Annotated in this window: 1 tRNA gene; it reads left to right on the top strand. The window is 47.9% G+C overall.

What is annotated here, in order from left to right:
* Positions 1-5 precede the first annotated feature (5 nt).
* Positions 6-81, top strand: a tRNA-Ala gene (locus ACNQ0T_RS24575).
* Positions 82-234: the final 153 nt, after the last annotated feature.

The following is a 234-nucleotide window of genomic DNA, read 5'->3' as shown; positions in this document are numbered from 1 at the left end:
ACGATGGGGCTATAGCTCAGCTGGGAGAGCGCCTGCCTTGCACGCAGGAGGTCTGCGGTTCGATCCCGCATAGCTCCACCATCCTTTACTGCGAACACAAGAAAACTTCAGAGTGAACCTGAAAAGGTGCACTGCGAAGTTTTGCTCTTTAAAAATCTGGATCAAGCTGAAAATTGAAACGACACACAGCTCATGTGTGTTCGAGTCTCTCAAATTTTCGCAATCAGAAGTGAA

Source organism: Enterobacter cloacae complex sp.6700776, assembly GCF_048284255.1.
Taxonomy (GTDB): domain Bacteria; phylum Pseudomonadota; class Gammaproteobacteria; order Enterobacterales; family Enterobacteriaceae; genus Enterobacter; species Enterobacter intestinihominis.
The sequence above is the reverse complement of the archived record's forward strand: the minus strand, read 5'-3'. Positions and strand labels throughout refer to the sequence as shown.